This window comes from Vibrio sp. R11-SG3-ISO3-SZ (assembly GCF_059834345.1).
Map to the genome: position 1 here is coordinate 1 of NZ_JCBDGX010000052.1, position 26,915 is coordinate 26,915.

Here is a 26,915-nt window from a genome sequence, read left to right on the forward strand (position 1 = left end):
GTTTCATTGAAATCGTAGGAGTGCGGATGTCTTCTATCCGAGTCTCGCTTGTTCGTCACGCCAAAGTGGATGGCAAGCCTGCTTTGTATGGTCATACGGATGTGGCGGTGGCGGCGGAGCGCCAACAGGCGTTCGCGCGTGCGTTGGCGGAAAATGGATATGCCACGCTGCCGATCGTCACCTCACCGCTGCGTCGCTGCGCAGATCTTGCTAAAGCCCTGCAGGCGTTGGGTGAAGAGCAACCAAGCGGCGTCAGTCCATTCACCCATTCGGTCTCAACCCCATTTACGGTCCCTGTGACGATAGAGCCTCAATGGCGCGAGATTTCGTTTGGTCAACTCGATGGTATTCCTTTTGATGAGGTGGGCGAGCAGTGGTCTGCGCTGGAGGCGTTTTGGCAGCATCCGGCTCAGCACCCGTTACCCGGCGCAGAAACGTTAGAGCGTTTTTATCATCGCGTCGTCAACGCTTGGCAAGCGCTTGTTGCTGAGCTTTCACACGATACCTTGGTGGTGATGCATGGCGGCACGATTCGGATGATTTTGGCTTATGTGTTGGGGCTCGATTGGCAAAATCCGGCGCTGTTTTCAACCTTACATATTGAGAACCAATCGATCACGCAGCTTGAGTTTTACACTGATGAGAGCGGTCAGGTACAAGCTCAGCACGCACGGGTCCGAATGATTGGCGCGCCGCTAGGGACTGGATAAGCACTGTTTAAGGTTATCTCCTAATCGCTTAAGGCTGTCTTGTAACCGATAGCGACTTAAAAATGGCGAGCAGGTATCAAGTCACATCAATCGATACGCAATGGGCTGCATTTAAGCACACAAAAGCGCATCGAAAGACGCAAAAGAGGATGCGTTTTATTGTGATTCGATTACACTGCCTAAAGCTTGGCGCGTTGTCAGAATGGGACGACGGCGCGTCATGAACAACCTCTTTAAATGATTGAAGTTTTTACGTAGCTGAACGGGGCGCCGTTCGGTTGCCTGCACAGTGAGTCTTGTGGGTAGGGTGATGCCCAGTTGATGGATAATTTTCGATGAAGCACACAATTGGTGTCGATAAGTTTGATCGCTTCTACATAAATTGTCGGTTCAATTCATTAACATACACCGCTGTGCAATAAAGGAGTAGCGCATGACGAAATCCCTCTTTCGCCAATCTTTTCTTTTTGACAGCCTCAATGTCGATCAAGAGATGCCTGTGGGTGAAATGACGGTCGCCAATGGCGTCGTTTTCCGGCTTCATCAACGTGGCGTTTTGGAAGTGATTCCTGCCGACTTTGATGAGACCACCAAGCATATTATTTTGTCTACCGGCATTCATGGTGATGAGACTGCACCGATGGAGCTCATTGACAAGATTGTCGATGACATTCAAACAGGTTTCCAGCCGGTCAGGGAGCGTTTGCTGCTGATCGTTGCCCATCCGCAAGCCACCAATGCTCATACTCGATTTATTGACGTGAATCTGAATCGTCTGTTTGACGATAAAGACTACGAACCGAGCATTGAGCTATCGATTGCTAATGAATTGAAAGACGTCGTCGGGCGCTTTTACCACGGCACTGACCCTGCCGCTCGTTGGCACTTAGATCTGCATTGTGCGATTCGTTTATCGAAGCACTATACCTTTGCCGTCAGCCCGAAAGTGCGACATCCGGTGCGCAGTAAAGCCCTCATGGATTTTGTCGCCAGTGGCCACTTAGAAGCAGTGATGTTTTCAAACGCGCCCTCAAGCACCTTTAGTTGGTTCAGTGCAGAGAATTTTGCGGCGCAAGCTCTGACGGTCGAATTAGGTCAAGTGGCCAAAATCGGTGAGAACGAACTGGGCAAGCTGGTTGCGTTTGATTTGGCGATGCGCGATCTGATTTCGCGCAGTAAAGCCGAGCACTTACCGCGTAAGCCGACTATGTATCGCGTCAGTCGTACTATCGTTCGCCTGCATGACGATTTCGACTTTTTGTTTGCCGATGATGTCGAAAACTTTACCGCGTTCAAACATGGCGAAGTGTTTGGCCATGATGGAGACAAACCGCTGCTGGCGAAAAACGAAGGAGAAGCGGTCGTCTTTCCAAATCGTCATGTCCCGGTTGGACAGCGCGCGGCACTGATGGTCTGCCCGGTAAAAGTCCGCTACGAAGAGGATCAGGTCGTTTACGATTAATCGTCTTCTAACACTTTTCATTTTAGTGGCTTAGCGTTATCGTTAGGCCACTGTTCTTTCTAGCCCGCCGAATTGACCTACCTTGCATGGAATTTAGCCAACTTTTACATCGTAAACAGCACCGTTGGACACGCGCCGCATGGTTAGGTGCCGGATTGTTTCTTCTAGTGAGTCTGTTTTACGTCATGGTCGGGGAAGTGTTCATTAATCCGCTTGGCGAGCTCAGCCACATTCAAACCCAGCTGCTTGTTCATCTGCGTCTGCCTAGATTGATCTCTGCCGTGGCGATCGGCGCGGCGTTGGCGTTGTCGGGGGCAGTGCTGCAAGTCTTGCTTGGTAATGTGCTCGCAGAGCCCGGTGTGCTCGGCATTTCCGGTGGCGCGAGCATTATGATGGTGCTGGTGCTGTTTTGTTTCCCTGCGTTTGCGACGCCGTTAGGTTATATGCTAGCAGCGATCGTCGGTGCGCTCTGCTTTACCTTACTGTTGGTCTCGATTGCCAAAATGATGAAGCTGACGACAACACGTCTTCTCTTGGTGGGGGTCGCGCTGGGCATTTTGTCGGGGGCAGTGGTCACTTGGGCTTTCTATTTCAGTGATGATTTAAGCCTCAGGCAGTTGATGTATTGGCTGATGGGCAGCATTGGCGGCGCAAGTTGGTCTCATCACTGGCTGACGTTAGCGCTTATCCCGGTTGTGGTTTGGCTATGTAGCAAGGGAGCGCTGCTGGATCGACTGATGCTTGGTGACGTTTATGCTAAGCAGTTGGGTATCGATACTGACGCCGTACGCTGGAAACTCATTTTGGCGGTATCGATTTTGGTCGGGGGCGCGGTCGCACTCGGTGGAGTGATTGGCTTTGTCGGCCTGGTTGTCCCGCATTTGCTGCGTTTATCGCTGGGCAGCGAAAACCGCTTTTTGTTACCACTCTCTGCGCTTTGCGGGGCACTATTAGTGCTGGTGGCGGATCTTATTGCGCGAACCGCGCTGCATTCGGCGGAACTGCCGCTTGGCGTTGTGACCACCTCAATAGGCGCACCGGTGTTCATTTGGATGTTGCTGAAAAATCATGATTCACATTAATAATCTCTCTGTTGGCTCGCGTTTGCTTCCACTCTCTTTTGAGGTCAATCAGGGAGAAATCGTCCATGTCATTGGCCCAAATGGCAGTGGCAAAAGTACTTTGTTGACCGCTATCGCAGGGCTATTAACGGCGAAAGGGGAGGTGAGGATTGGTGAGCTTGATGTGGCCAAGGCGTCGATGCCTTCTTTAGCCTGCTGCCGGGCTTTTTTAAGCCAAAGCGATCGCCCAGCGTTTAACATTGAAGTGGTGCAGTACTTGGCGTTGTCGCTGCCAAGCCAAGCGAAAAGCGTACTTGATGAGGTAAATGTGGCGGTTCAAACCCTCGCTAAGTGGTTACAGTTAGAGGATAAGCTGCATCGTTCGATTCATCAGTTGTCTGGTGGGGAGTGGCAGCGAGTGCGCTTATGTGGGATCTGTCTGCAAGTCTGGCCAACACTGAATCCGTTGGCGAGGGTATTGATTCTTGATGAACCGGCGGCGCCGCTCGATATCGGTCAAGAAACGCTTCTTTACCGTTTGATCGATAAAATCGCCCAATTAGGCATTACAGTGGTGATGTCCAACCACGACCTGAACCGAACCTTGACTCATGCGCACAAGGTGGCGCTGCTCGATCGCGGCGTGTTGCAACAATTTGGTCTGCCTGAAGAGGTATTGAATGAGGCGCAGCTGTCGCGCGTGTTTAATACTGAGGTCCGGTGCGAATCGATTCGCGGCAAGCGGGTTCTGCTGTTCTAACGCTTATCGCACTTCGCTGTGCTTTAGCGCTCATTATCTATTTCATTATCATCCACACTATCCCTCACGAACTTGCCTTTAGAGCAAATAGTCGAACTGAACTAGTGCAGCGTTGCACTGAATCGGTTCGCGTGCCAAAGCAGTAGCGTCGGTAAATTATTGCTTCTCACGCAAATTTTTTTAAAAACAATAACTTAACTATTTTTAAAAAGTTGGCACGCTGTTGGCATTAGTGAAAGGGATACATTCTCGTTCTTGTTAGGCTGATTCAATTTTTCAGTACCCCAGAAAAATTGAACGTCGTCAAATTATGACTATGGCAGCTTCCGCCACCTAAGGATTCCCGTCCGTAGGTGGCGGCTTTTTTTCTAGCGTAAGCTTTTCTTAATGAGCGCTTATTGTAGAGGAAGCTTTTTGTTCAGGAAAAACGAGCGTAATAAAGCGGGTTATTGAGTCAGCGGCGCTAAATCCGCAGGACGGTAATAGACCGATTTCAACACCTTTCCTTGGCGGATGGTTTTTGCTTCTGACACAAAATCTTTGGCACATTTCGCGATCAGGTAATCGCCTTTTTTCACTGCGGTCAGCTCGATACCTTGCTTGGCGTAGTGCGCCTCGGTGTCAGCGAATTCTTGCTCATTACGACACACTTTACTCATGTTGCTCGAGTGTACTTCATCCCAACACGGCAGAAAGTCGATACCACGGTTAACGGCCACATTAAGCAACACATCAATCAAATAGTTAATCGCAAGATTATCTTCAATACGTTGCTGGCCTAGATGCACCAATCGACCCATCAAAACATAGACGCTATCGACAATCGCATCGGCTTGTTCGGTTTTGCAATCCGCTTCAGCCAGTTCGGTCATTTCTTCAATGATCAAAGACGTATGGAGAGTATCCGCTTTGTCGTCTAAGCTTTCAGGTGAGGCGACAGGTAAATCGAAAGTGCTGCGAAATTCAGTGATGTCTTGGTACAGGTGATTGAAAAGTTCAGTGGTGAGTTGGGTCAATTGCATATTAGCTAAGCCTAGGGTTACGAAGTATTGCCAAACGTGAAGAGAGTAAGCAAAGGTTAAGACGTGCGGCAATAGTAACAAACCGCCCTATGTCCCGCCAGAGTAACTCTGTAATCGTACGACTCATTTGATATTCGTACCCTATGATACGTTCGAGCTCGTCCATTGACCGCTGATAAAATGGCTACCACGCTTCCATTTTGAATGAAAAGCACGAGAACCCCTCTTTCTATATGGGAGTTGATGCTTATAATTCTATTAAAGACTTCACGCTGATAGGGCAACATCATGGTAATAGAAAGCGAAAGTGAAAAAGTGATCAGACGTCTGTATCAAATCACCAATGATTACAGTAAAGGCTTTGATATTCAGGTGAGTCAGCTCATCATGATGGGGTTAGAGCGCTTTAATTTAGATATCGGCATTTTGTCACGCATCGATGGCGGCACATACACGGTGTTGCACTGCGTCGTTCCTGAAGGCGCGGATCTTAAAGCGGGTGACACCTTTGAATACGATTGCACCTATTGTGAAATCACCTGCTCATCGTTTGGTCCTGTGGCGATTGAGCACATGGGGGAAGATGATGCCCACGCGATTCACCCTGCCTACAACGCATTTGGTTTGGAGTCCTACATCGGTGTGCCTATTTTTGTCGATGATGAAATCTTTGGCACCTTGAACTTTTCTTCACCGATTCCTTACCCACGTAAATTTAAAGATATTGATATCGACGCGCTTAAGTTGATGGCGTCATGGATTGAGGTCGAGTTGATTCGTCGTAAGCAGGAGACGCGCCTGCAAGAGCTCAATGCCTCTCTCGAGTTTCAAGCATTCCACGATCCTTTAACTAAATTAGCCAATCGCCGCGCGATGTTTAAAACCATTCATGTGGATTTGGAACGTATGAAACTGGCGGGCGGTCAGGGCAGCTTGGCGATCATCGATATTGATCACTTCAAAAAGGTGAATGACACCTTTGGTCATCAAATTGGTGATGACGTGATACGTAAAACCGCCGACGCGCTAAAAGCGCAGTTAACCGATAGTGATTTTATCGCCCGTTTTGGCGGGGAGGAGTTTGTCGTCTGGCTACCCGATCGAGATCCGACCGCACGTAAAACCGTGATTGAGGCGATGCACCGTGCGGTCAACAATACGCTGCTCGACGGTAAACCCATTACGGTTTCCGTTGGCGCGACTCACTTCGATTTTGCGAATGCTCGGGTGACAGACTGCCAGAAATCCACGCTTGATGAGATTCTCGCTATTGCCGATGATGGGCTCTACAGCGCCAAAGCCAGTGGTCGCAACCGCATCGAGTGGCGCGAGTACCATACCGACCACGCCGCGGCGTGATCGGCGACTGCGTTAAAGAGCTTTAGGAGAACAGATAAGGGAATAACTGACGCTTTTCTTGATCAGTCAGTGATTCGACTCGGTCGATATTGGTGTCAGGAATGGCTTCTGGGTTGGGGTAGTGACGCAAGACTTTCTCCATGCTCTCTTCACGAATGAGATGAAACACGGGGTAGGGTGAGCGATTGGTTAAGTTCTCATCATCGTCTGGCTCAGTGCCGCCAAAGCAGTAGTCGGGGTGGAATGTGGCCAGTTGGAAAATGCCCTCATAGCCTTGCTGTTTAATCAAGGCTTCCACCCAATCAATAAACAGATTGTAATCATCAAACGATTGCAACATCTCTGGCACCACCACTAAGGTGGTTTCCCGCTCCTCGGCTGAAAGTGCCTCTAGAGCGATAAGCTCACTCAATAGGTCTTCAAGAAGAGACGCTTCGTCGGTGGCGTCACTGGTCACGATATGAATTTGTCCATTGCGCTGCGGTTTTGCGGCAAACGGACAAAGGTTAAGACCGATCACGACCTGATTAAGCCATTGCTCAACGGCGCTGATGATAGGAGAAGGGTTGGCTGAGAGAGTCATTTTACTTCCAAATTCTGATTTGAGCCAAGCATATCAGAATTTGCCTTCACAGGCGGCACTCTTGTGTGGGTAGTCTGCCGCGACAGCGCCGCACAAAGAAAGAAAATCATCACATAGAGCAGCATGCCACCAGCGATGACGGTTGCCCAACCACCGTGTTGCCAACAGTAAATCAAGAAAAAGCCCCCGATACTGCCCCCGACGTAATAGTGCACGAGATAGAGTGCAGTTGCCGTCGCCTTGGCTTGCGTCGCTTTTTGGCTCACCCACGCGTAGGCCAGTGTGTGGGTGAAAAAGGCGCCGAAGCTAATCAGCATCAACCCCAGAAGCATGAAAGGTAGGGTATCGACGTAGGCACTCCACATTCCAAGCATACTGATTAGCGCGCCCACTTTGATGCCAAGTAGCGGCGGGTAACGCTTATTCCAAACCGAGGTGAGCTTGGAGCTCAATGTGCCCGGCAGATAGCACAGGAAGATCAGCGCCGCCAACCCAACTGGAAGAGAATGCGGTTCGGCCACGAGACGAAACCCCATCACCGAATAGAGATTCACAAACAGCGCAAAGTTGACACCTCCAATCAACATTGCGAGCCAAATAGTGCGGTTTTTGAGGTGCTCGACCAGTGCGCGATTGTGGTAGCGGAGCATCCCTTTGGCGGGCTGGAAATGTTGCTGCTTGGGGAGCAGTAACGTGACCGCGATAGCGCCAACTAGGGTAAACAGCGCCATCACCAGGACCGCGTACTCCCAGCCCAGTTGGTCGGTGAGGGTACCGCCAAAAATACGCCCTGTGATGCCGCCGAGTGAGTTCGCGGCAATGTAGCCCCCAATCGCTTGACCAAACGCCGCGCTGCTCAGCTCTTCAACCATATAAGCGACGGCGACAGAGGCAAAGGCCGCCAAGGCGATACCCATCATCGCGCGCAGTAAAACCAAGCCCAGCAGAGACTCAGTATAGAACATGGCGAGACCAATCACGGGCATCGCAAACAGGCCAAGCAACATAACGCTGCGTCTGCCGGTGGACTCGGAGGCGACCGCCCAAGGCACAAGGAAAAAGGACAGCGCTAGGGTGCTGGCGGCAAAAATCCAGTTAACTTGGGTTTCTGACGCGCTGAAATGACCGGCCATAAAAGGCAGCATGGGCTGAAATAGGTAGAGATTACAAAACACCAGAAAGGAGCCCAGCGCTAGGCTGAAAGTCACTCGTTTGTACGCAGGGCTAGACAGTTCAATCATGGTTACTCGTATGGGTGTGATCAGTCAGGAGAGTGTGATCACATTATCAGTCTCATTTTGATTTATAAAATATATTAAAAATATCGTTGTCATATGTTTTTGATCTCATTAAGGCGGCCAGAGGAGTGCCATTTTGGAGAGTAAACCTTTGCGTTATTTTGTCGCGGTGGCTGAGCATGGCCACTTTACTCAAGCCGCCAAAGCCTTGCACATTGCGCAGCCTGCCCTGAGTATTTCGATTCGAAAATTTGAGCAGACGCTGGGTGTCGAGTTGTTTCGCCGCGAAGACCGTCGCATCTCCTTAACGCCAGAGGGAGAGGTGCTCTACGAGCATGCCAAACGCATCATCCAGCAACTAGATGACGCCAAATTGGCTATTGATGAGATGAAGGGGCTGGAAAAAGGCGAAGTCAGGCTTGGCGCTCCTAGTATGATGGGGTCCTATTTTTTTCCGCGCATTATGATGGCGTTCAAAAGCCACTATCCCAATCTTAAATTGACGCTGGTGGATGCGGGGGCGCGCTCGGTGCGGCAAATGTTGCTCGATGGGGAGCTGGATATTGGTGTGATTGACAGTGAAAATGTGCCCGAGGACTTAGCCACCGATCATTTGCTGGATTCGGAAATGGTGGCGGTGGTCAGCCCAACGCACCCGTTTGCCCAGCGCCAAGCGATCGATTTTGATGAGTTTTTTGAGCACGAACTGGTGCTGTTTAAGCCCGGCTATTTTCACCGTGGGTATCTGGAGCAAAAAGCCAAGGCGTGTCAAAAGCCGCTCAAATTCTCGTTTGAGACCAACTTGTTGCCGATGATTCTTAGTATCGTCAAACAGGAATTTGCCATTACCGCTTTACTGGAGTTGGTGCCTGAGCATGAAAAAGCGGTCGTAGGTGTGCCGTTTACACAACCGGTTACTGTCAGTTTGGCGCTCGCCTGGCGCAAGGATGGCTACCTCTCAATTGCGGATCGAACCTTTATCGACTTCGTAAAGCGTTATGTATGATGGGCGAATAAGGATAACAACACACTCAACAAAGGACGTGTATGCGTATTGCCATTCATCAGCTCAACACAACAGAACACTTAACACCGCTAAAGATTGAACGATGGGAGATTGAAGACGGCCACTCATGGGGCGTATTCAGCTCTGAAGGCGATATCGGATCGCAACTGGGCGCACTGCTTTGCGGCGATGCCCCCTTTGAAGGCGTTCAGGATGCGGTTGACAGGGGTGAAGGCCGCGTTGCACAAGTCTCGCTAGCGAGCCAGCAGCAATTACTCGAAGAAGAAATTGCTAATGATGACACCGATTTTCTCGACAGAATCGATAGTGGGACGAGCGTTGAAATCTTGGTTAAACAGCAGTGTGATGATCTTGAGTATGCCAATCAATTGATGAGTCAGCTCGATTTGTGCCATTTGGCCAACAGTGGTTTTCGTCAGTTGTCGACGGGAGAAACCCGCCGCGTGATGTTGGCGCGCGCACTGGCCAGCAAGCCTGATCTGTTGGTACTCGATAATCCGTTCTCCGGTCTGGATGTTGCCCATCGTGAGTCGCTGTCGACAACGCTGGCAGAAATGGCGCAACAGGTGCAGATGATCGTGACCTTCAATCGTGAAGAGGATTTGCCCCCTTGGATTGACCAAGTCGCGCTGTTTCATCACGGACAATTGGAGAGCACGATGGCCTCCGCCGCTTGGCATGCGCACCCGGTGATTGCTCAGTTGCAATCGCAATCAGAGCAACAAAGCGAACACATGTTGGCGTTGGTGCGCAAACATCAGCACAGTAATGATTTGCCCAGTCCAGTGTTTGCCATCAAGGATGGCGAGGTCGCGTACACCGACAAAACCATTTTCACCCAGCTCAATTGGCAAATCGATAAAGGTCAACATTGGCAGATTAAAGGTCCGAACGGTTGTGGCAAAAGCACACTTCTCGGGCTGATTTTTGGCGATCACCCCCAATGCTACTCCAACGATATCACCATTTTCGGCCACCAGCGCGGCAGCGGTGAAACCATCTGGCAAATTAAGCAGAACATCGGCATGGTCTCCTCGTCATTGCATCTGCAGTATCGCGTCAGTTGCAGCGTACTGGACGTGATTCTCTCGGGCTTTTATGACTCCATCGGCCTTTATCAGCAGCCGAGTAAGCGTGAGCTGCAAACCGCGCACGAATGGCTCGCCATGCTGCACATGACCGACTGCGCCAAGCGCTCGTTCCGTGAGCTGGATTACGGCCAGCAGCGATTGGTGTTAATCGCTCGCGCGTTGGTTAAACAACCCGCCCTGTTGATTTTAGATGAGCCCTATCAAGGACTTGACTACTTAGGGCGTCGGTTAGTGAAAAACAGTTTAGAGATGATCGCGCGTGAAAATCTTAGCCAACTCTTGTATGTCTCACACTATGAGGCCGACAAGCTGGAGGCGATCCGCAATGAGCTCAGCTTTGAGTTTGACGAGTCGATGGGCTGTTATGTCCCTCGGGTTGTCATGGGTGAATCAAGTGGCGCATAAACGGCGTGTGTCACCCTGACAAACAGGCTCGGCTCATCTACGCTTAAGATAGTCTTATTATTCAGGGAGTAGCGTCGATATGATGCGGTTTTCTGCGGCCATGATGGCCACGGTGTTAAGTTGTGTAACCTGGGCGGCGAAGCCGGAGTTCGTGACTCTTTATTTGGATGCGGATAGGACAGGGCACCTTGAATCGGCGCAGTCGATTGAACAAGGTGTGAAAGTGGCACTGGCGGAAGTCGATAACCAACTCCACGGCGTACCTGTGCTCTTTGTTGTGCGTGATCACAGAGGCAACGTCAAACGCAGTAAACGCCATATGGATGAGTTTTTGCGCGATGCCAATGCCTTAGTGTTTGTCGCTGGGATGCACTCTCCGCCGTTGATCAAATACCGTGATTTTATTAACCAGCAAGGCATATTGACGTTAGTGCCTTGGGCTGCAGGAACGCCAATCACGCGTTCGCTCGAAAGCGATCAGAACTTTATTTTTCGACTCTCTGTGGATGATTCCAAAGTGGGCGGATTTCTTCTCAACGTCGCCTTTGAGCAGGGCTGCTCTGTGCCCCATCTAGTGCTGGAAAACACCGGCTGGGGCAAATCAAACTACAAAGCGATGATGCGCGCGTTGCCCAGTGATGTGGATGCTGAGGTCAAGGTTTCTTGGTTTGACTGGGGCATACAAGCGTCAGACGCGCGAAACATCGTTCGCCAAGCGCAGCAGGACAAGGCGCAATGTTTGCTTTTGGTGGGTAACGCTCGTGAAGGCAAAAATATTGTTGATGCGGTGGCCGAGCTTAATGCCTCCCTACCAGTTTACAGTCACTGGGGGATCACCGGCGGACAGTTCGCGCAAAATGTGCCGTTTGAGGTGCGAGAAAAAGCGCAACTGACCTTTGTTCAGTCTTGTTTTAATTTTTACAGCAATGCGCTCACGCCATTCCAAGCAGGGGTGTTTGAGCGTGCAAGCCGCTTGTTTCCGGAGCAGTTTACATCAACCAATATTCAAGCGCCGGCGGGTTTTGTCCATGGTTATGACCTGACACGCGTTCTCATTGCTGCAGCAAACCACATCGAGTGGCAACAGGAGATGCCCGACAATCGACGCGCATTGAAAGTCGCCCTAGAGTCACTAGAGACGCCAGTGCAAGGCTTGGTCAAACGCTACCAACACCCGTTTAGCCCTATCTCTAGGGAGAATATGGATGCACATGAAGCCTTATCGGCACAGGATTTGTGTATGGCGATGTATGACGAGCACGATGGCGTCAAATTGCGTTTGACCGACTCTAAGTAGCACGCAACAAATAACAATAACAACGAGGGATGCATCAAAGTAGTTCCCGAGGAGCAATATAGTGAATCCAGTTTGGTTAGGGCACGCTCAATGCTAAAGTTTGACAAAAAAAATGGCATGCAACTCTTCACCCTGTTTATCTTGTTGGGCGCGAGTGTCTTTTTTCTCACCAGTTTTTTGTTTGTTCAGCATCAAGCACAGCAAACGGCGCAAGTGGTGATTAACGAGAGTTTAAAAAGCAAATTTTCCACGTTAGATAGTTATCTCAAGACCTATTTAGAATCGAGACGAGATCGCTTAGCCAACATCGTAGAGCAGCCGATTCTGCTAGGCGCTGTGTTGGAGGGCGTTGCTGACTCCGCGTCCTTCTCGGATAAGTTGGCTCGCTTCAAACCGGTCGATTCGCAATCTTTCGTCAACGTGTATGACTTTGTGGGTGATAAAGTTTACTCCGAAATTGTGTTACCGCAGGCGGTGAGCACGTTTATCGCTCAGGAGGTGGCGAGTGGTCAGTTGCTCGAGTCGGTCTCCTATTCGATTTTTTCTCATCATGACGCGGATTTTCTGCTCGTAACCCTACCTGTCAAATACAACGGTTACTCAGAGGGCATCGCCGCCTACGTCACGCCTCTAGAGGGCACGGAGTTTTTCAGCGGTTTTGGCCATGATGACGCGCGATGGTTTGGCATCCGCCAAGCGCAGTTTGATTGGCGTATGGCCTCGCCTTTCCCTTGGGCCATCGCCGAGCGCCCGATTCCTGATACCACCTTTACCTTGCTCTACAGTTATTCACCGAGTTTGGTTGAGGATGTCAAACGAGAGTTTGTGCAAAGCCTATTGACCGGGATGATTACCGCGACAGGTGTGGCGCTCTTTGTGCTCTATTTTTTGGGGCGTAAGGTGCTGGTCTCGCCATTTCAAGCGTTATATCGCTCGGAGCAGCAGCTACTGCGCCAATCGGAAGAGCTCAAAAGAAGAGAGGCGGAGTCTGCACGCTTAGCTCGGGTAGCGAAGTACATGCGTGATGCGGTGGTATTTACTGATCTGAATGTCAATGTGTTATGGGTCAACAGTGCTTTCGAGCGTTTAACAGGCTATCAGCAGCAAGAGTTGATCGGTAAGAAACCCGGTGATGTCTTGCAAGGGCCGCTTAGTGACCGAGAGGTGATCAGCCAGATTCGCACTGCAATTCATAACCGAGAGCAGGGCTTTTTCGAGTTGGTCAATTACAACAAAGCGGGGCAGGCGTACTGGATTGAACTTGCCTTGACGCCACTGTATGACAAAGATGACAAGATTGAGGGCTTTATGGCGGTCGAACGTGACATTACCGAACGCGTTGAGCTGCAAAAGTCACTCAAGCAAAAAGCGCAGGAAGCCAACGCGGCCAGCGTCGCCAAATCGAAATTCCTTGCCGCGATGAGCCACGAATTGCGCACTCCAATGAACGGGATTTTAGGGGTGGGTGAGCTGCTGCAACAAGGAGACCTTACTGACGAGCAGCATGAGTACATGGCGACCTTACTCGACTCCGGTCAACATATGCTGGCGGTACTCAATGACATCCTCGATTTTTCTAAAATTGAGGCGGGTAAGCTGAAATTGGTGCCAACGGACGTAGAGGTCGAGCCTTTTGTCGCCAAGTTCAGTCAGCTTTATCAGCCGTTATGCGAGGAGAAAGGGCTGAGTTTTCGTGTCGATAGCACCTTACCAGCGGATTTAGTCATTCGGGTAGACGAGACCCGATTAACCCAGATATTGCAAAACTTGCTCGGCAATGCCCTCAAATTTACCGCCGAGGGCGGTATTGCCTTGTCTTTGTCACTCTCTGACTCATCCGAAACGATGCAGATCCGCGTTAAAGACAGTGGTATTGGCATCAGCCAAGACAAGCAACGGGTGATTTTTGCGCCGTTCAGTCAGGCCGAGTCGGATACCACGCGCCGCTTTGGCGGTACTGGGCTTGGTTTGTCTATTGTCTCTGAGCTAGTGGGTGCAATGGGCGGTGAAATACGAGTAGAGAGCGAGCTCGGCCACGGCAGCGAGTTTATTGTCACCTTACCGATAATACGTGCTGCAGCGCAGCAAGATGCAGTGTCTACTGAGGCTGTCGTCAGTGATTACTTGGGTGACGGAATGCGCGCTTTGATTGTCGAAGACACGCGCATGAATGCCTTGGTGCTGTCGCGGTTTCTTTCTAAGCTCGGGTTTGAATGCGAGGTGGCGGTCAATGGGGTTGAGGCAGTAGAAAAAGTCAAGTCTGAGCACTTTGAGGTGATTTTTATGGACAACCACATGCCAGAAATGGACGGCATTCAAGCCTCTCAAATTATTACTCAGCTTAATCTGCAAACCCCGCCAGTGCTGATTGGTTGCACCGCCGACGCGTTTGAAGAGACGCGAGAAAATATGATGGCCGCCGGTTGCCAAGAGGTGATCACGAAACCGATCAATTCTCAGCAGCTTAATCGAGTGCTTGCTCAGGTGATGCCCAAGTAGAAACAGCGGTACTATTTTCCGCTGTACATGCGCTCGAAGTTTTTCACATTCCAACCGATCATGTAACGATCGCCGATTTTCAGTACCGGTAAGGAGCGAGCGCCAATGGCGTCGAGCTCTTTGCGACCGCGCTGCATTTTCGCGTTGGTCAAACGATATGGGTAGCCTTTCTCTTCCAAGTAGCGTTGAGCATCTTTGCAGTGCGGGCACTTATCTTTGACGTAAAGCACGAGGCGTTTCATGGGGTTTCTCCAGTGAGGTTGATCGCGATGAGTGTAATGAAAAGTCAGTGAATGACAAGGGCGAATAGGCTAGACTAGCGCCTTTTCGTCAACTCGGTAGAGCGATGAGTATCAATCCCGCATTAAGGTATGTGCAAGGTTATCCGCCACATATCGTTGATCAAGTGGCGCAACTGGTAGATTCCGGCAGACTGGCGACCTGGTTTCACCAGCGTTACCCTAACAATCACACCATTAAGAGTGAAAAGGCGCTGTTCGATTACACCATGGCGTTGAAAAACCGCTATATGAAGAAAACCGCGCCGCTGAGCAAAGTGGTGTACGACAATAAAATCCACATCATCAACAATGCGCTTGGCCTTCATACCTATGTGTCGAAAGTGCATGGCGGAAAAATCAAATCAAAGAATGAAATTCGCATCGCTCGCGTATTTCGAGAGGCACCTGAGCCGCTATTGCGCATGTTGGTGGTGCACGAACTGGCGCACTTGAAAGAGAAAGAGCACAACAAAGCCTTTTATTCGTTGTGCTGCCACATGGAGCCCGACTACCATCAACTGGAACTCGACGCTCGATTGTTTATGATTTACCTCGAGACCCGAGACGAGCCAACGAACTAGGCATAAATGCCTTGTTGTTGATCACTCACTACACGTTACGCATTACAGATCATGGCTACACACCGTAAAGATTCGCACCCTTCGACCAAACGTGCGCCGAAAACACGAAATAGCGCTGCTCAGTCTGAGCCAAAGCATCCCTCGAATCGTGAGATGACGTTTATCAAGCAGCCAAGTAAGCCGGGATTACATCCTCGCAATAAACACCAAGGACGCTATGATTTTGCCGCGTTGGTCAAAGCGCTGCCTGCGCTGAAACCGTATGTTATTACCACCCCAGCCGGTGACAAGAGCATTCCATTTTCTGACCCTATCGCAGTGAAGCTGCTCAATAAAGCCTTGTTGGCGCATCACTACCAAGTCAGTGAGTGGGATATTCCCAAAGGGTATCTCTGCCCGCCTATTCCTGGGCGTGCTGACTACATCCATCGTCTTGCTGAGTTGCTTGAGGCGGATGTGCCTGAGGCGAAACACGCGAGTGTGCATGCGTTAGACATCGGCGTTGGCGCCAACTGCATCTATCCGATCATTGGCGCGGTGGATTATGGCTGGCACTACGTTGGCAGTGATGTGGACGAGGTGTCGGTGGACAATGCTAATCAGATCGCCAGCGCCAATGCGGTGTTGAAAGGCAAAATTGAAAGCCGATTGCAGCGTGACTCTCGGTTTGTGTTTAAACACATTATCGCCAAAGGCGAGCGTTATGCACTGACGACCTGCAATCCGCCGTTTCATAAATCCCTTGAAGAGGCGCAGCAAGGCAGCGAGAAAAAACTGGCTAATTTAAGTCGCAATAGGACGAAAAAAGGCAGCAATAAGGCCGCGGTCGCCGCCGCCAATGCGCCGCGACACAAAACGCCGCAAGGTTCGCCTATACTTAATTTTGGTGGGCAGAAAGCGGAACTGTGGTGTCCGGGTGGTGAAGCCGCGTTTGTGAAAAAGATGGCGTTTGAAAGTCGAGATGTGGCATCGCAAGTCCTGTGGTTCTCCACCTTAATTTCAAAGAAAGAGAATGTCCGTTGGCTGCGTAAAAATCTTGAAAAAGCCGGAGCGCTGGAAGTACGCGTGGTTGAAATGAGCCAAGGGCAGAAAGTGAGCCGTTTTATGGCTTGGACGTTTCATGATAAAGCCAAGCGCGCCACTTGGTTTGATACCAAACCCCGTTAACCACTGATACCAATAGATGAGGAGGGCATATGGAGTTTGAGATTTATATGCCCTGTGAGCCCAGTTGGATTTGCGATAGCTTTCTTGCGCTGTTCGCGGTGCTGCTGTTGTGGGGACTGGGTTATTTTGTGCTGATTTTGTATCGAGAATACAAGAAAATCCACAAACGAAAATGATCAGTTTATCCGTTCGAGAGCGCTTCTAACTGCTTGCGATACTTCTCTTCTAACGCGCTGTTACCGGCGCGCTCTTCCAACTCGACCAGTAGGGCCAATGAGGCTTGTTGCACGCCAAACTGCTGGTGGAAGTTCATCAAGCGTATTCGCGCCGATGTGTATTCACCTTGCTCTATTTCAAGTTTAGTCAGGCGCAGCAGCGAGGTGACACGGCGCGGGTCGTGATCCAATGTGCGTTTGAAATAACCCATGGCTTGTTCGGGTTTGCCCGCTTTCAATGCACAGAGTGCCGCATTTTCATAGCTGGCGGAAATCAGGTAGTAGTAGGGCTGCTCAATGGCTCGATTAAACAGTTGATCAGCCTGAGGATAGCGCTCTTGTTTGCATAAAAACGTGCCGTAGTTGTTCATTACATTACCGTTTCTCGGGTGCTGTCTCAGCGCCGTTATATACAGTTTTTCAGCGTCCGCTTCTTCACCAACTTGCTCGAAATAGTGCGCCATCGCCAATTGTGCTCGGTAGTAACTTTTATCGTGCTGAAGGGCTTTTTCCAGATTTTCGCGGGCTTTCACCATATCACCCTGCTGTAAGTAACCCATGCCAAGGGCTAAGCGCGCATCGGCTTTTTCTCGTGGGTTGGCATTGAGCTCGGGCTCAGGGTTATTGTCCACCGTGACACAGGCAGAGAGAAGTAACACCAAAGGAAGGAGAAGGGTACGCATATTCGTTCAACTTTTGTGGTTCAGTAACAGATAACAAGCTTGTGTTTTTTTATACCTGATCCTATCTGGTGTTTGCGCCGATGAGTGAGACTCTGCGAGGGGTTTATCAGTTTCTTAGTGTGGGCCGGAAAAGAATGCGAGCGAGGGCGCGCTTGCGCCCTCGTATTCGGTGACAGGGTGTTGCCCTAGACGCGTTAATCGTCTTTGGTGAAGTTGGCTTCGCTGAAGTGATCCAAATCGTATGGCGTTTGCTGGTAGACGCAGTAGTTCAACCAGTTGGCAAATAGCAGGTGCCCATGGCTGCGCCAACTTGCGCACGGTTTGTTGTCGGGATTGTTGTTGGGGTAGTAGTTGACCGGAATCGCCGGTTCCATTCCCTCACTCAGATCGCGGATGTACTCATTGTGCAGGGTGTGTGAGTCATACTCTGGATGGCCCGTCACAAACACATTGCGCTTATCTTTGGTGGCCGCCAAGTAAACGCCAGCCACGTCTGAGGTGGCCAAGATGTCGAGATCCGTATGCTCGGCGAGATACTCCGGTGAGAAATCAGCGTAGCGAGAATGCGGTGCTAAAAAGGTGTCGTCAAAACCACGCAGAATGGGGTGAAACTCGTGATGAATTTGATGTTGATACACACCGGAGAGCTTCTCTTTGCGAGTGCGCTTAGGCAGATTGTAGAGCAGCTTTAACCCTGCTTGTGCGGCCCAGCAGACGTATAAGGTCGAGGTGACGTGCTCTTTCGCCCAGTTCATGATGGTTTTGAGGTGGTCCCAGTAAATCACGTCTTCAAACTGGACCAGACCGAGCGGCGCACCGGTGATGATCAAACCATCGAAATTGCGTTTTTTGATCATCTCAAATTGTCGGTAAAAGTTGTCTAGGTGCTCGGTTGGCGTATTTTTACTCGGGCGATCATCAATGCGCAGCAGTTCAATATCGACCTGCAATGGGCTATTGGACAAGAGGCGTAAAAATTGCGTCTCTGTCTCAATTTTTTTTGGCATAAGATTGAGGATCAACACCTTAAGTGGACGAATCTCCTGCGTAGAGGCACGCGATTCGCTCATGATGAAGATATTTTCCTGACGCAGTACATCAGTGGCAGGCAATTGATCGGGGATCTTAATCGGCACAGCTTTCTCCCTAAGCTCTGTTATGGACGTCTATACATCTAAACTTAACCCAATCGGTATGAGATGTCGATAGCATTTTTAGGCCAAATTGGTTTACTATCTGCGCCTCGAACTTGGTGAGACTATGTCGGCGCAGCCGCAAGTAAATCAGCGGACATCGGCCGCAAGGGAGTAATAGAGCGGTGAAATTGACCTTAATTCGTGGTCTGCCAGGTTCTGGCAAAAGCACCCTAGCGAAAACACTGCCAGCGGTGCACCTTGAAGCGGATATGTATTTTATCGCTGACGATGGCGTTTACCGCTATGACAAAGCGAAAATTTCCGATGCGCACGAGTGGTGCCGAGCTGAGGTCAAACGTGCGCTGACCAACGAGCAGGACGTGGTTGTCTCCAATACTTTTGTCCAGCGCTGGGAAATCGCGCCGTACTACCGCCTCGCCAAGCAATTTGGCGCTGAGTTTGTGGTGATGGAGTGCTCTGGGCAATTTCAAAATATCCACGGCGTTGAGCGCAGTACAATCGAACAAATGAAAAAACGGTGGCAGACATGGCAAAGCGATCGCCCGTTGTTGAAATGACCTCTTACGGTATTTACGACCAATGGGACTCCAAATCAAAACATCTTCCTAAAATACAAGCGTTTACCACTAAGGTTCCGGCTGACGAGGACGTTGAGTTTGGCTTTATCGTCAACATCAAAAAAGCCAAAGGTGCGTTGATTGAGTTTTGTATCGATCATCCCGGTATCTTAGGCAAAAAAGGCCAGACGCTAGCGCCTTTCACCGGTGAGCTGCACGTAGGCAGCAACGATTGGGATTTCTACTTGGGCGATACGATTCAACTGCTTCATCCAGACGGCGGTTTGGAGTCGAATTTGGGGCGTTGGCACATGAGCATCGAGATGGACGGACGCGTGATTGCACAAAAGACCTTCGATGTGTATGGTCGGGATGAGAATGAATTTTGGCGCCGGCGAGGTTTTTAAACGCGGCGCTCAAACGTTATCGCGGCGATGTTGACGCAATGCGCGCCAAGCCATGAGGCTCCAACCCAGTGCTTGCACCCACAGCAGTGCGTATTGCTCCGCGACTTGATGCCATTCTCCGCCCATCTGGTTTAAACGCAAGAATGCTTGGATGGCGGGCGTACTAGGAAAAAGCTGCGATAACCAAACGATGCCATCGGGAATCGCTTCGAGCGGCCAGATAAACCCCGCACTAAAAATCAGCGGCATTGAGCTGATTAGTACCACTAATGTCACCAACTCTCGTCTTGGTACTACCGTACCTAGCCAGATGCCTATCGCGCAGGATGCCAACAAGAAAGGCAGCAATAGAGTGACAAGATCGGCAAGGTTTGCTAACTGCGCGACGCCGTGCAAGCGAAAACTCGGCCCGAAGTAATAACCGCTTAGTACCAAGTAAATACTCGTCAGCAGTACCATTCGCCCCCCCATCAAGGCGAGAGGGCTGACGTTAGACCAATAGCCACGACCATGTTTCTGTGTGCCTTGCATCAACCCGGCCGCCATCGCCAGCGTTTGCTGCAAAATCAGCACAAACACCGCAGGCACCACGTAATCGACATAGCCCATTTGCGGGTTAAAAGTGGGTTTGAGGTTGAGCTTGGTGGGCGCGAAGTGATTGGCCGCTGCGCTCAGTGGCTCACCATCAACGAGCAATTTCGCCACTGTGGTTTGCGCCGCTAGTGTGCCACCCGCTTGCGCTAAGCCTTCGACAATGGTGCCGTAGACCAAAAAGTACGAGGCATCCCCCGCGTAAGCCAAGGTCGGGCTTTTACCTAACATCAGATCTTTATAGAAATGCTCTGGGATCACCAAAATGCCGCTAATATCGCCACTTAAAAAGGCTGCTTTGGCCGCTTCTATGCTTGAGTCACGCCGTAAGATGTGCACTTGGGGTGTCGCATCTACCATGCGCTCTAGCTGATAGCTGGTTTGGCTTTTGTCCAAGTTCACCACGCTGATGATTTGCTCGCGTGGGGTTTGGTAAGAGTAGGGCATCGGGTAGAGAAACGAGTAAAACACGACGCCACCAAACACCGTGAGAAGTACCACAGGATTATGCAGCAGCGCCTTTAGCTCCGCTTTCAGCAATGCGGTAAACGTCATGATTGGTGCTCCTTAAGGGAGGGGCTAGAGTGCCTTTCTATGTCATTTTCAGCCTTGATGGCACTGTTGAGATGCTTGCGAGCGAGAAGAAGACACAGCAGCGCTGGCAGTAGGTAGCCAAGCAGTGGCGTTAGATGCATCAGTGTGGTGAGCGCCGATGCGCCATAGCTGACTTGGCTCACATGCGCTTCAATATAGTGACTGATGGGCAAGAGTGAGCGCCAAGCTTGGGCGAGCGGCGACATGTCAGAGACCGGGAAAGTAATACCCATAAAGGCAAAACTTGGCGCAGTAAACGCGCCGGCAAAGCTCATCGCTCTCGCGGGATCTAAGGTCAAGAAGAAGAACACACTGCCCATGGCCATACACGCGAGTATGGTCGGTACTTGCGCGGCGAACAACACCCAAAGGTCGCCTTGCATCGGCCACTGTAAGCCCGAATAAAACCAGACCAAAAACGCCACGCCTTGCAGCCAAAATAGCGGAAAGTAGGGCAGTAAAGTGCGACACAGCGCCACGCCCGGCGAAGGCGCTAACCAACGTACCAGACCATGATCGCGTTGATTGGCGGCCAGCACTAACAGCGTGCTGACGACAATGACGATTTGCCACAACGCAGGGATGATCGCGCTGACTAAAAACTGGGCGTAGTTGGAATTCTTATTGAACAGCGGGGTGACCTGAGTCGATACGGGCACGGCGTTGCCCATCGCAGAGAGTAGGGTTGTATTGCCATCGGTGAGACCCGCGAATGTGGCTAACTGCGCATTGAATGTCCCATGTGCTTGGACAAACGCGGCGTTCATCAGTTTGCCAATCAAGATCGCTTGGCTGTTGTAAAACACACTGACTTGCGGGGCGAGCTGTTTCATCGCGTCTTGTTCGAAACGGCTCGGGATCACTGCGTAGGCGTAGATCTCCCCCTGTACCAGTGCTGCTTTCGCCTCACTGGGGCTTTGAAAATGACGCGTCACTTGCATGGTTGAGGTGGCGTCATAGTAGCGTTCGAGTGTGTAAGAGAGCGCACTCTTGTCTAGATTGACCACACCAATAGGCAGATCGCGCGCGATACCTTGGGAAAATATCGACCAGATACACCAAGCGAGTGCGATGGGAATCCAGGTCAAGCTAGCGAGGAGCCACCGATCACGCGTCATGGTCGCCCACTGCTGCGCTATGGCTTGGCGTATCATCATTGCGCGCCTTGCGAGACAGTTGAAGGGGCAACTTCTAGAGCGAGACTCATGCCCATCCTCAAGCCTTGTACAGGCTCGCTTGGTCTGGCTTCGACCTCAAAAGTGCGTAAATCAAACCCTTGGCTGGCATCGGTTGAGCGCCAAGTGGCAAAATCGCCCATGACGGCGACATGACTCACGGTGAAGGCTATCTCTTGATCCAACGCAGGAACGTAAGCGTCAAATTGTGTGCCTTTGCCAAAGTAGCGCAGGTAATCTTCGCGAACGTTAAACACGGCCCACATATCTTCGGTATCAAGCACAGTGACAACGGGAAAGCCTTGCGGCGCTAACTCGCCGCTTTGCAGCAGCACCTGCGAAACCTCGCCGTCAAACCAACTGTGAATTTGGGTATCTTGCGCGTAGGCTTCTACTTCTGCAACCGCACCAGCGGCCATGCGCGCTTTCTCTGCGGCGGCGACTTTGGTCTCGCTACGCGCGCCTTCTTGCGCCATTTGATACATTTGGTAGGCGGCACTTTCCGTGTATTTTGCCGCGTCCCATTGGGTTTTAGCTTCGTCGCGTTTTTGCTCTGCCACCACGCCATCGTTAAATAGGTTGTTGACTCGAAGATAGGTCTTTTCCATCAGATCGGCGGCGGCTTGCGCTTTGAGCCATTGATCTTTTGCGGCTTGGATTTGTTGCGCTCGCGCGCCTTTTTCCGCTTCTTGAGCCAGTGCATCGGCGGCTTTTTCTCCGGCCTTAGCTTGTTCTAATTTTGCCGCGATTTCGGGGCTGTGCAGGGTGAAAATGAGCTGCCCTTTAGTGACATTGTCACCTTTGCGCACCAGCACTTGATCAATACGCCCCGGCACTTTCGACGAAATACTGTACTGCTGCACTTCAATCTGGCCTTGCAAGCGAACTGGCTGAGGCTGATAGGCGTCGTAAACGCTGTAGCCGACCCAAGATGTCAGAGCGATTGCAGCTGCGGTAAGCAGGTAAGGTTTGGCTTGGTTCATCTTTGATCCTTAACGATTCGACAACGGGATGGCGTTATATTGATACTGTTTAAAACTGTCCATTTCACTCGACAGAGCCAACAATTTGGACAGTGACACAAGGTATTGAAAACTGGCGGCTGCTTTTTGCGTTTCAACACTGGCGACATAGAGCTGGGCATCGACGACATCGGTTGACGTCGAAAGCCCTTGCGAGAAGGCTTTTTCGCGCAGTTTGAGATTCTCCTGCGCCAGTGACAAGCTGGAATCGAGCCCCTGGACCTCTTCTCGCGCTTGCTGCGCTTCCAGATAGGTTTTCTGGACCAGAACGGAGAGATCTTGTTTTGCCTGCGCTTTGAGATATTTAACCTGAGACACCGCACTGTGCGCCGCTTTGACCTGCTCTGAGCGGCCGGAGGTGTCAATCAGAGGCACATTGACACCAACACCCACGAGCCACTCGGGTTTCAGCTGACTTGCGAGGGAATCATCCTCATACAAGCTGTAGTCGCCATAGAGGTACACTTCTGGGTAGTAACGGCCTTTTTCTGCTTTGATCAGGCTGTTGGCTTGCTTCTCTTTGGCGTCAAGTAGAGCGAGGCCTGGGTAGGTGGCTAACGTGCGGTCGATAAACAGATCCAGTGGCGGCAGGCTTGGATTAATAAACAAGTGGTCCGAGGGCTCGACGCCGTCGGTTTGGTTTAGAATTTTCGTCAGCGCCGCTTGGGCGATATCGAGATCTTTTTGCGCCTTCTTGCGCTCAATCACGGCTTTGTCCAAGGCGGATTCCGCTTGTAGCCGTTCGACGCGGGCGATTTGCCCTTGCTGTTCAAGCTTGAGTGCGTTGTCTCTGTGTTTGGTTAACCCAGCTTCCACCAGTTGTCGGGTGTGCAGTACGTCTTGTGTCAATAAAACGGAAAAATAGTATTTACTGAGATCTTCAAAGCGCGCTTGGGTTTCCATTGCTAGCTCACTTTTTGCCTGTTCGCTTTTCCCTTGCGCGGCGCTTTGCGCGGCATCGATGCGACCGCCAGTAAAGATTGGCCAAACGGCGCGAATGGAGGAGGAGAATATGTCGCGCTCGGTGATGGTAGAGGTCACGCTGCCGAGCTGTGAGACCAATCCACCGAAGGTGGGGCCAAGGTTGGGCATCGTTGCCCCTGTGCTGTCAAAGAGCTGCTCACCAGATAGGGTCACGTCGGTATCGAGGCGTGTGTAGTTGGCGCCTAGGGTGACAGACGGCAAATTTAGGCTATCGGTCGCAGAGTGCAGCGCTTGGTAACGGTCAACATTCGCGCGCGAGGCCGCGAGTGAGTGGTTCTCTTGTTGGAGCAGCGTCCACGCTTGTTCAAAACTGATCGGGGCAGCGTGCGCCACGCTAGACACTGCGCCGCAACAGGCGAGCATCAAAGCAAAAGGGCGAATAGGCATGACGTGTGCGGTTCTCGCTTAAATGAAAGTGATAAATTAGAGTCTATACTCTAATTTTTATTCAAGCAATCCATCTATGAGGTTTGATGCGTAAGGAGTGATGCGTAAGGAGATAAAACAAAAACGAGGGCGATAACGCCCTCGGGATCAAACAACGTTCGAATGACTACTTTCGACTGGCTACTGCTCAATCTGTTTTGGCGAGCCTTTCAACGCTTGTACCAGTTTGACCAGCAGTGGGCTGAGTAGCACCAGCGCGGCGAGCACGGTAAAGGTGAAGGTGATAGGGCGCTCCCAAAGGAAGCTCAGCTCACCATCGCTGATCATCAAAGCGCGGCGTAAATTCTCTTCCATCAGGCCGCCAAGGATAAAGCCAAGCAGCAGCGGCGCGAGTGGGAAGTTGGCTAAACGCAATGCGATGGCACCAACGGCAATCAGTAACATGATGAACACGTCCATGGTGTTAAACGACACCAAATACACACCGGTTATCGAGAAGAATAAGATCATCGGTAGCAGCACGGTGCGCGGCACGGCCAACAGGCGTGAAATGTAAGGGATCAGCGGTAAGTTCAAGATCACTAACACGATGTTGCCAAAGTACATTGAGATAATCACCGACCAAAACACATCTGGATGCTCAACAAACAAACGTGGCCCCGGCTGAATACCATAGGCGATCAGCGCACCGAGCATGATGGCGGTGGTGCCCGAACCCGGAATACCCAGCGTTAACAACGGCACAAACGAACCACTTGATGCGGCGTTGTTGGCCGACTCCGGTGCCACCAGCCCACGAATGCTGCCTTTACCGAACTCTTCACGCTTCTCTTTTGGCGCTAAGTTTCGTTCCATGCCATAGCTAAGAAACGCGGCAATGGTTGCCCCTGCACCCGGCAATACACCGGTGAAAAAGCCTAAAATGGAAGAGCGAATCGAGACTGGCGCCACTTCTTTGATCTCTTCCTTGGTCACTTTCATGCTGCCGATGTCGCTCATCTTACTCTGCTCTTCGTCGCGGGTGTCTTGCTCCGGTTTGAGAATGCCCATCAAGGTTTCACCGAGTGCAAAAGTGGCCATCGCAAGCAGAAGGAAGCTAAAACCATCCATCAGGTCGGTTAGGCCAAAAGTGAAGCGTTCAACGCCGACGCCTTTATCAATTCCGACGGTAGAGAGCATCAAACCGAGGACCGTCATCATCCACGCTTTGATCACTTGCCCTTTGCCAGCAAACGCCGCAACAGCGGAGAGGCCAAGCAGCATCAAGGCAAAATAGTCGGAGGATTGGAAACTCAGTGAGACGCTCGCGAGCGCAGGCGCGGCAACCAACAGCATGATGGCCGAGAGCGTACCGCCCGTAAATGACGAGTAAGCCGCAAGAGCAAGGGCTTTTCCTGCTTGACCTTTTTGTGCCATAGGATAGCCATCAAACGCCGTCACAACGGTGGATGAGCAGCCTGGTGCGTTAATCAAAATCGAAGAGGTGGAACCGCCAAACACCGCGCCGTAGTAGACGCCCGCCATCAGGATCAGTCCTGATGAGGGATCGAGTCCGTAGGTGATGGGGATCATGAGGGCGATGGCTGAAATCGGGCCAAGGCCAGGAAGCATGCCGATAAACGTACCGACAAAACAGCCGACGATGACCATCATTAGGTTCATCGGCATCACGGCGGTCGAAAGACCTTGTAAAATTCCGTCTAACATGGGATTTCCTTACTGATTACGACCACATAGTGAAGATAACGCCCGGCTCGAGATAGATATCCAGCCCTTGGGTAAGAAGAAGATAAAACGCAATCACAAACGGGAATGACGCGCCAAACAAGACCGCTTTGCGTCTCTCGCCAAGCAAGTAAAAGCCGGCAAGCAAGAAAAAGCCGGTCGCCAAGACAAAGCCAAGGTAGGTCAGACCGACGCCGTAAAGCGCCATCAGGACTAAAAAGCCAATCAGTAACTTCCAGTTGAAATCCAGTACAGCGCCACTTTGGCTGTCTTTTTTGCCCATCACCAGAAGCAAGAGCGCCAAGCCAATACCGGCAAACGTCAGCAGTGTGGGTAGGGTGCGCGCGGTAAAAGGTTCGTATTCATCACCCGGAAACATCGGGATCTGGGTGGTTTGGTAGCCGTAGCATAGGCAGACAATCAGAAATATCATCGCACCAACACGATCACGGCACAGCAGGTTCTCTTTGCTAAAGATGCTGCCTTGGTTGAAAGAGTTCGTTGGTAAGTCCGACATAGCCAACTCCATTTGAGTTATCGAAACGCTGCATCAATCGAGCCATACTGAGTAGAGGCTGGATACGATGTGCGTTGGATAAAGTAGAAAAAAGCCGTACTAGAGGGTTAATGAGCAACATATTCACTAACAATGGCCTTTCTCTCTAAGTGGAATTTGGAGTGAAAGGCCAACTGTTCAACACAAACAGCGGAGATTGTCTAAGGTTCTCAAGTACGGCGAAAACAAGGGTGGTAGACCCGCTACCGACCCAAACATGGCGGCGTATTACTTGAGGAAGCCAAGCTCACGCATCAAATCGCCCATCTGTTTCTCTTGGTCTTCAAGGAAAGCGTAGAACTCTTTGTCCGCTTTGTAG

General features: G+C 51.0%; 26 protein-coding genes. 14 read left to right on the forward strand and 12 right to left on the reverse strand.

From position 1 onward, the window contains the following. The 4 genes from AC6R1O_RS07070 to btuD all read left to right on the forward strand — a co-directional run. On the forward strand, positions 1–710 hold a 710-nt coding region (locus tag AC6R1O_RS07070; protein WP_500656740.1), incomplete at its 5' end, for a histidine phosphatase family protein. A 433-nt stretch (positions 711–1,143) separates the two neighbouring features. Beyond that, a complete protein-coding gene (locus AC6R1O_RS07075) occupies positions 1,144–2,172 on the forward strand; it encodes a succinylglutamate desuccinylase (RefSeq protein ID WP_334550507.1) in 1,029 nt (342 codons plus the stop codon). An 86-nt stretch (positions 2,173–2,258) separates the two neighbouring features. After that, positions 2,259–3,254: a vitamin B12 ABC transporter permease BtuC gene (btuC, locus tag AC6R1O_RS07080; protein WP_500656741.1), complete on the forward strand. Its 996-nt coding sequence runs from the start codon at positions 2,259–2,261 to the stop codon at positions 3,252–3,254. Further along, a complete protein-coding gene (gene btuD, locus AC6R1O_RS07085; protein WP_500656742.1) occupies positions 3,241–3,993 on the forward strand; it encodes a vitamin B12 ABC transporter ATP-binding protein BtuD in 753 nt (250 codons plus the stop codon). Before btuC ends, btuD begins: the two co-directional genes overlap by 14 nt. A 446-nt stretch (positions 3,994–4,439) precedes the next feature. Here the strand turns inward: btuD and AC6R1O_RS07090 are convergent, their stop codons facing one another. Next, positions 4,440–5,015 carry a nucleoside triphosphate pyrophosphohydrolase family protein gene (locus AC6R1O_RS07090; RefSeq protein ID WP_500656743.1) on the reverse strand — a complete coding sequence of 192 codons (576 nt, stop codon included), beginning with the start codon at positions 5,013–5,015 and terminating at the stop codon, positions 4,440–4,442. Positions 5,016–5,303: 288 nt separating this feature from the next. Between AC6R1O_RS07090 and AC6R1O_RS07095 the strand changes: the two genes are divergently transcribed. Further along, positions 5,304–6,374 carry a sensor domain-containing diguanylate cyclase gene (locus tag AC6R1O_RS07095; protein ID WP_500656744.1) on the forward strand — a complete coding sequence of 357 codons (1,071 nt, stop codon included), beginning with the start codon at positions 5,304–5,306 and terminating at the stop codon, positions 6,372–6,374. 22 nt (positions 6,375–6,396) lie between these two features. Here the strand turns inward: AC6R1O_RS07095 and AC6R1O_RS07100 are convergent, their stop codons facing one another. Both AC6R1O_RS07100 and AC6R1O_RS07105 read right to left on the reverse strand, forming a co-directional pair. After that, a complete protein-coding gene (locus AC6R1O_RS07100; protein ID WP_500638334.1) occupies positions 6,397–6,957 on the reverse strand; it encodes a DUF1415 domain-containing protein in 561 nt (186 codons plus the stop codon). Beyond that, positions 6,954–8,198, reverse strand: coding sequence for an MFS transporter (locus AC6R1O_RS07105; RefSeq protein WP_500656745.1), 1,245 nt, complete (start codon positions 8,196–8,198; stop codon positions 6,954–6,956). The genes AC6R1O_RS07100 and AC6R1O_RS07105 overlap by 4 nt, the downstream gene beginning before the upstream one ends. 133 nt (positions 8,199–8,331) lie before the next feature. Between AC6R1O_RS07105 and AC6R1O_RS07110 the strand changes: the two genes are divergently transcribed. From AC6R1O_RS07110 to AC6R1O_RS07125, 4 genes are all read left to right on the forward strand, one after another. Continuing rightward, positions 8,332–9,201, forward strand: a complete 870-nt coding sequence (locus AC6R1O_RS07110) for a LysR family transcriptional regulator (RefSeq protein WP_500656746.1) — start codon at positions 8,332–8,334, stop codon at positions 9,199–9,201. 41 nt (positions 9,202–9,242) lie between these two features. Continuing rightward, positions 9,243–10,718: a molybdate ABC transporter ATP-binding protein ModF gene (gene modF / locus AC6R1O_RS07115; protein ID WP_500656747.1), complete on the forward strand. Its 1,476-nt coding sequence runs from the start codon at positions 9,243–9,245 to the stop codon at positions 10,716–10,718. Between the two features lie 79 nt (positions 10,719–10,797). Next, positions 10,798–12,015, forward strand: a complete 1,218-nt coding sequence (locus tag AC6R1O_RS07120) for an ABC transporter substrate-binding protein (protein ID WP_500656748.1) — start codon at positions 10,798–10,800, stop codon at positions 12,013–12,015. A 90-nt stretch (positions 12,016–12,105) separates the two neighbouring features. Next, positions 12,106–14,514 (forward strand): ATP-binding protein, encoded by a 2,409-nt coding sequence (locus AC6R1O_RS07125; protein ID WP_500656749.1) that lies wholly within the window; start codon positions 12,106–12,108, stop codon positions 14,512–14,514. Between the two features lie 11 nt (positions 14,515–14,525). Here AC6R1O_RS07125 and AC6R1O_RS07130 read toward each other — a convergent pair whose 3' ends face one another. Beyond that, positions 14,526–14,756, reverse strand: coding sequence for a glutaredoxin family protein (locus AC6R1O_RS07130; protein WP_500627129.1), 231 nt, complete (start codon positions 14,754–14,756; stop codon positions 14,526–14,528). 110 nt (positions 14,757–14,866) lie between these two features. Between AC6R1O_RS07130 and AC6R1O_RS07135 the strand changes: the two genes are divergently transcribed. Genes AC6R1O_RS07135 through AC6R1O_RS07145 form a run of 3 tightly spaced genes read left to right on the forward strand, consistent with a single transcriptional unit; the run spans position 14,867 to position 16,719 of the window. Continuing rightward, entirely contained in the window at positions 14,867–15,376 is a 510-nt protein-coding gene (locus AC6R1O_RS07135) for a M48 metallopeptidase family protein (protein ID WP_487903131.1), read from the forward strand. 51 nt (positions 15,377–15,427) lie between these two features. Further along, positions 15,428–16,543, forward strand: a complete 1,116-nt coding sequence (rlmF, locus tag AC6R1O_RS07140; RefSeq protein WP_500656750.1) for a 23S rRNA (adenine(1618)-N(6))-methyltransferase RlmF — start codon at positions 15,428–15,430, stop codon at positions 16,541–16,543. Positions 16,544–16,572: 29 nt separating this feature from the next. After that, positions 16,573–16,719, forward strand: a complete 147-nt coding sequence (locus AC6R1O_RS07145) for a hypothetical protein (protein WP_334550487.1) — start codon at positions 16,573–16,575, stop codon at positions 16,717–16,719. Positions 16,720–16,724: 5 nt separating this feature from the next. On the opposite strand, the gene pilW is transcribed toward AC6R1O_RS07145, so the two are convergent. Both pilW and metA read right to left on the reverse strand, forming a co-directional pair. Next, entirely contained in the window at positions 16,725–17,441 is a 717-nt protein-coding gene (pilW, locus tag AC6R1O_RS07150) for a type IV pilus biogenesis/stability protein PilW (RefSeq protein WP_500656751.1), read from the reverse strand. A 194-nt stretch (positions 17,442–17,635) separates the two neighbouring features. After that, complete coding sequence (metA, locus tag AC6R1O_RS07155) at positions 17,636–18,577, reverse strand: homoserine O-acetyltransferase MetA (RefSeq protein WP_334550485.1); 942 nt, start codon at positions 18,575–18,577, stop codon at positions 17,636–17,638. 182 nt (positions 18,578–18,759) lie between these two features. Here metA and AC6R1O_RS07160 point away from each other — a divergent pair, with 182 nt between their 5' ends. Then, positions 18,760–19,155, forward strand: a complete 396-nt coding sequence (locus AC6R1O_RS07160; protein WP_500656752.1) for an ATP-binding protein — start codon at positions 18,760–18,762, stop codon at positions 19,153–19,155. After that, complete coding sequence (locus tag AC6R1O_RS07165) at positions 19,125–19,562, forward strand: DUF3859 domain-containing protein (RefSeq protein WP_334550483.1); 438 nt, start codon at positions 19,125–19,127, stop codon at positions 19,560–19,562. Before AC6R1O_RS07160 ends, AC6R1O_RS07165 begins: the two co-directional genes overlap by 31 nt. Before the next feature lie 9 nt (positions 19,563–19,571). Here AC6R1O_RS07165 and AC6R1O_RS07170 read toward each other — a convergent pair whose 3' ends face one another. The 6 genes from AC6R1O_RS07170 to AC6R1O_RS07195 all read right to left on the reverse strand — a co-directional run bounded on the left by AC6R1O_RS07170 (position 19,572) and on the right by AC6R1O_RS07195 (position 26,557). Next, on the reverse strand, positions 19,572–20,708 hold the full coding sequence (locus AC6R1O_RS07170; protein WP_500656753.1) for an ABC transporter permease: 1,137 nt from the start codon (positions 20,706–20,708) through the stop codon (positions 19,572–19,574). Further along, on the reverse strand, positions 20,705–21,904 hold the full coding sequence (locus AC6R1O_RS07175; RefSeq protein WP_500656754.1) for an ABC transporter permease: 1,200 nt from the start codon (positions 21,902–21,904) through the stop codon (positions 20,705–20,707). Before AC6R1O_RS07175 ends, AC6R1O_RS07170 begins: the two co-directional genes overlap by 4 nt. Continuing rightward, positions 21,901–22,905, reverse strand: a complete 1,005-nt coding sequence (locus AC6R1O_RS07180) for an HlyD family secretion protein (RefSeq protein ID WP_500656755.1) — start codon at positions 22,903–22,905, stop codon at positions 21,901–21,903. Before AC6R1O_RS07180 ends, AC6R1O_RS07175 begins: the two co-directional genes overlap by 4 nt. Before the next feature lie 9 nt (positions 22,906–22,914). Continuing rightward, positions 22,915–24,315 (reverse strand): TolC family protein, encoded by a 1,401-nt coding sequence (locus AC6R1O_RS07185; RefSeq protein ID WP_500656756.1) that lies wholly within the window; start codon positions 24,313–24,315, stop codon positions 22,915–22,917. Positions 24,316–24,495: 180 nt separating this feature from the next. Continuing rightward, positions 24,496–26,022, reverse strand: coding sequence for a tripartite tricarboxylate transporter permease (locus tag AC6R1O_RS07190; protein ID WP_334550474.1), 1,527 nt, complete (start codon positions 26,020–26,022; stop codon positions 24,496–24,498). A gap of 16 nt (positions 26,023–26,038) precedes the next feature. Next, the gene (locus tag AC6R1O_RS07195; RefSeq protein ID WP_500629924.1) at positions 26,039–26,557 is read right to left on the reverse strand and encodes a tripartite tricarboxylate transporter TctB family protein; all 519 of its coding nucleotides are present in this window, start codon (positions 26,555–26,557) and stop codon (positions 26,039–26,041) included. Between the last annotated feature and the right edge of the window lie 358 nt (positions 26,558–26,915).